The organism is Rathayibacter sp. AY1E3, assembly GCF_002932235.1.
GTDB lineage: Bacteria > Actinomycetota > Actinomycetes > Actinomycetales > Microbacteriaceae > Rathayibacter.
On sequence record NZ_PSVN01000044.1, the window covers coordinates 1 to 4,238 of the forward strand.

Consider the following 4,238-nt stretch of genomic DNA (forward strand, 5'->3'; position numbering starts at 1 on the left):
GATGACGCAGTGTCCGGCTCCCTCGCGAGGTAAGGCCAAGTAGAAGTCGAGGCCCTCGACGGACCCGGCGAACCGGATCGAGTCGGGATCGAGCTTGTCTCCGACGCTGCCGAGCGAGGGGAGTGCGTCCTGCTCCTGCTGCGCCCTGTCGTAGTCCGAGTACACGGTCGGGTCGTCGTAGACGGTGGTGTCCTGCGCGCACCCGCCGAGAAGAGGAAGGGCCATGAGCGCGACCGAGGCCGCACCGATCTTGAATCCGTAGGTCGATCGTTTGTGGCCCATGGCGTCCCCCGTCGCGTTTCGCTCACCCTACTTCGCCTGAACTCCAGAGCACCGGCTCTCATCAACGGAGCGAAGAGCGCGAGGCTGCCCGTTCCGTATGGGGATCCCCTAACGGGACGACGCAAAGCCGATCGAAGGTCAGTAGGCGACGTCAGCGGGCGCTGGCTTCCCGACTCGGCTGTGATCGGGCCGACGGGCTCGGTGGGAAGATCTGGCCAGGAGGAGACCTGCAGTCACAGCAGCCAGCGACGTGGCGACGCCGGTGAAGGGCAAAGTGTCCGCGACATCCCACGGGAGAAAGAACGCTCCAGGGTCGGTGAGGGGGTTGATGACCAGGAGGAGCCCGACACCAATCAGTGTGACGGGTCGTCCCGGCGAGAGCACGAGGGCGCCGAGTATCACGAGCGGGAAGGCGATGGCCCAGAGGATCGTCGTGGCGATCCACGTGAAGTCCGACTGTGTGGCGCTGTAGCAACCCTCGTTCAGGCCACTGAAGCACGAGCTCCAATGCACCAGGAACGCGGCGGCACCAGCAGCGCCGAGCGATGCGATTGTCCATCCAACCAACGGGCCTGACTTAGCGAGTCGCTTCATGCGCTCACCATAGGACTCGAAGGAGAACCTGAGCTAGATCCACATGGTCGAAGCGAAGGCCACCGCCGCGCCCCCACTCGCTCTGATGAACGATCGTTCAGCGAAACCATTCCAGGCCTGGAGCGCGGCGATCCCACCTGAGGGTCAGAGGGTGGGGAACCAGCTCGAGTTGTCCACGATCCACAGCGACACAGAGTTCCAGAGCCCGGTGATGACGAGGACGCCGATGACGATGAGGAGCACGGCGACGGCCTTGTTGGCGTAGGCGCCGATGCGGCGCAGCCAGCGGCGTGAGCGTGCTGCGCGGGCGAGGACGAGTCCGAGTAGGAACAGCGGGGTGAGCATGCCGAGGAAGTAGACGAACCCCAGCGCGACGCCGAGTCCCACGGTGTCGATGTTGGAGGCGAGGCCGTAGGCGATGGCGAGGGATGGGCCGAGGCAGGGGTACCAGACGGCGGCGCAGCTGATTCCGAGCAGCAGTGCTTTCGCGGCCGAGCCGACTGGGGTGGAGGTCTTCGTGATCCAGGGGATCCGGAGGAAGCCGAGGGAGTAGAGGCCGGCGGCGATGAGTAGTCCGCCGGCGATGAACGTGTACGGCGGCCGGGCGAGGTTCACGTTCGCGCCGAGCGCGAGCAGCAGCGCCACGGATCCGATCAGCACGAGAGCGGCCCCGACCGCGAACGCGAGGATCGACCACACCTGTCGAGACGGTCGAGCCCGTCCGTCCCCTGTCGAGGTGAGCGCGCCGACGATGCCGGGGAGGATCGGTGCAGCGCAGGGGGAGAGCAGAGCGAGCGCGCCCGCGAGGAACGCGGTGCCAAGCTCGGGGAACATCCCCTCACCCTAGTTTCCGGAAAGGGCGCGTCCTGGCCCCGCGCTTCCTAGGCTGACCTCGTGACCTGGACAAGTCGACCGCGCAGCATCGCAAGGGTGACCGCTCGAACCCTCGCCATCACGGCCATCGCTGCCGCGGGCGCGGCCTCGCTGAGCGGGTGCTTCACCACCGCCGAGCGGCCGCCGCTCACTTTCGCGGACCTCGACCGGGCGGCGACCGACGCCGATACGTTCCCGACGCTGCCCCCGCGGGCCTCCTCGTCCAAAATGGACGAGACCAGCTCCCGGCTCGTCGGCCGAGTCGGCGACCGGTCGCTGTTCCTGGCGCGCACGAGCGATCCGGAGACGACGTGCCTGACGAGCTTCGCTGACGAGGACACATGGAACCAAAGCTGCGGCGTCGGCGGGTTCGACTCCACGGTCGACCGGAACACTCTCCATGTCGTCCCGGACGGCGGGAGAGTCGAAGAGACGTGGACGCCGCTGAGCGAAAACGTCTTCATTGACAGTCCTGGTGTGCGGTGACGACGATCGAGGAGCTTCGACTGGATAAGAGAGGCAGGGAGCGGATGACTCAGAATCAAACTCGACTGCTCTCGTTCGCGTCGGCAGGAGCCCCGATCTTTGCAGTCGGGTTCGATGCTCGAGGAGGTCGCGGCGTTTCAAGTGCGAACTCCTTCTACCATCACCCCTCATTCCGACAAACGTTCTGGTCGCGGGTGAACCAGTGAAGCGTCGCGTCAGGTGGCGCTGGATTGCTCTCGCGGTCATCGTCCTCGTGGCGGGGTTTCTTCTCTCAAGCGACCTATCAGGGAGCTGTATGGACTACGTGAACGCGCCAGGCGTGTGCACTCGCGCCAACGAAGACCCGAGAACATGGGTCCTCCTTGTGATCGGTCCCCTGATCCTTGTGGGTGCGCTCTACCAAGCCTTCCGGCGTAGGTGACAGACGAAGAGGTATGCCCCTCTTGGGAGCGACATACTGCTTCGCGGGCGGGAGCGGTTGATCTATGACCGTCCTGGTCGTCGTGCAGAGATGGTTGATCGGTTGAACGGCTGGCGAGGTGCCGATTCGTGGCCCGTCTCAGGTGGCTGGCGGTGCTGTGATCTCGAGAGAAAGTTCGATCTCGATCGGGTCACCGCTGTGTGAGCGTAGGGCAAGAACAGCGGGGCCGGTGGGCAGGTCGGCGGGGAGGTCGAAGGACTCGTTGACAGTGGATCGTTCGCCCTTCGGTATCGGTCGGCCGAGGAGTATCTCTTCGCCGCTCGCGGAAGGGGTGATGGTCACCGTGACGTCCGAAGCTGCGCGGCTCGTGCCTCCGGTGTCTTCACACGTCTCCCAGATGAAGTCGGCGCTGAGCCGGACCACTCCGTCTGGTTGCAAGGTCGACTCTTGAAGCTCGACCGCCTTTGCGGCGCAGGATCCGGCCGAGCTCGAAGTCACGCCGGCGCAGCCGCTAACGCTGAAGACCATGCCTGCCGCGACGACAATGGATGTCAGCCCTGCTGTCCGTCCCTGCCTCATGCAGGTCAGTGAAGCATTGCGCGCTCCTGCTCTCATCACGAGCGCCGCAAACGTCATCAAACCGTTGATGTCCCGCACTCGGCCTTCGGTAGAGATCCGGAGGGCAGCGCCGGTCGAACCTCCCGTAACGGGATCGTCGTCCGGACGGTGAAACTACCCACTGACATCCGGCGTCCGGTGGCGGTCCCCTGCTGAACGGTGCGGGGAGGCAGCCCGTTGCACTTACTGGTCGAGCCGTCGAGCGAAGTGATGGGCGGTGATGTCCATCCGTTCGCGTAGGTAGAAGCGATGCGCCTCGAAGCGTTGCACGCCGGAGTCGAGCTCGATCGCGCTGCACCCCAGTTCCCGGCCTCGCTCCGCTAGGGCGGCTAGGAGTGCCGCGCCGTGACCGTGGGATCGCTCGGCGGCGGCGGTGGAGAGGTCATCGACGTAGAGCTTCCTGATGGCGCTCGTGTTGACGACTACTCGCCAGCCGGCGACAGCCACGCAGCGATCGTCTTGCAGTAGGGCGGTGAAGCGGAGACCTTGGGGCGCGCCTTCTCGCAGTACCAGCTCGAGCAGTTCGTCAGTGAGATGGGGGCGCAGCTCGCGGAGGACGAGAAGAGCGGCCGCCCACCGCGCGTCGCCGGGCTCTAGATCAATGATCACGGCGAGGAGACTAGCGCTCGCATCGTCCCGTACGGGAACGGGTTAGAGGGCGTCCCGTAAGGGGATCGCCCACCGGGACCCCCACGACCTCTTTGGCTGCCCTCTGACGCAGCGGCTCCACGGTGGAGAGCGAGTTCGGGCGGGGTCAGCTCCGGGGTCCTCGGTCGCTCCTGTGACCGGTCGAGCCGCTTAGGCCATCGCGCGTGCGAGTGCCCCGCCGGGAGGTCATCGCGTAGCGACGGCGAGGTTCAGTTTCTCACCGACGCGCAGAATCTCGTCTGAAGGGAAGCGGAACGGGTTGAGGTAGAACAGGTCATCGGCCGTCATGCCGAATCGTGCCGCGACGTCCTCTGCG

The 4,238-nt window shown here is 65.5% G+C and carries 6 protein-coding genes; 1 reads left to right on the forward strand and 5 read right to left on the reverse strand.

The genetic code is table 11. From position 1 onward, the window contains the following. The 3 genes from C5C53_RS16620 to C5C53_RS16625 form a co-directional block, all read right to left on the reverse strand. Positions 1–282, reverse strand: a 282-nt coding sequence (locus tag C5C53_RS16620) for a hypothetical protein (protein ID WP_219813996.1), incomplete at its 3' end; no start/stop codon positions are given. Positions 283–420: 138 nt separating this feature from the next. Continuing rightward, entirely contained in the window at positions 421–876 is a 456-nt protein-coding gene (locus C5C53_RS16905) for a hypothetical protein (RefSeq protein WP_146079385.1), read from the reverse strand. Between the two features lie 144 nt (positions 877–1,020). Further along, the gene (locus C5C53_RS16625) at positions 1,021–1,710 is read right to left on the reverse strand and encodes a cytochrome c biogenesis CcdA family protein (protein WP_104234411.1); all 690 of its coding nucleotides are present in this window, start codon (positions 1,708–1,710) and stop codon (positions 1,021–1,023) included. Between the two features lie 96 nt (positions 1,711–1,806). Here C5C53_RS16625 and C5C53_RS16630 point away from each other — a divergent pair, with 96 nt between their 5' ends. Next, a complete protein-coding gene (locus tag C5C53_RS16630; RefSeq protein ID WP_104234412.1) occupies positions 1,807–2,235 on the forward strand; it encodes a hypothetical protein in 429 nt (142 codons plus the stop codon). Positions 2,236–2,794: 559 nt separating this feature from the next. Here the strand turns inward: C5C53_RS16630 and C5C53_RS16635 are convergent. Next, on the reverse strand, positions 2,795–3,313 hold the full coding sequence (locus tag C5C53_RS16635) for a hypothetical protein (protein WP_146079334.1): 519 nt from the start codon (positions 3,311–3,313) through the stop codon (positions 2,795–2,797). A gap of 144 nt (positions 3,314–3,457) precedes the next feature. Beyond that, on the reverse strand, positions 3,458–3,883 hold the full coding sequence (locus tag C5C53_RS16640) for a GNAT family N-acetyltransferase (protein ID WP_104234413.1): 426 nt from the start codon (positions 3,881–3,883) through the stop codon (positions 3,458–3,460). Positions 3,884–4,238: the final 355 nt, after the last annotated feature.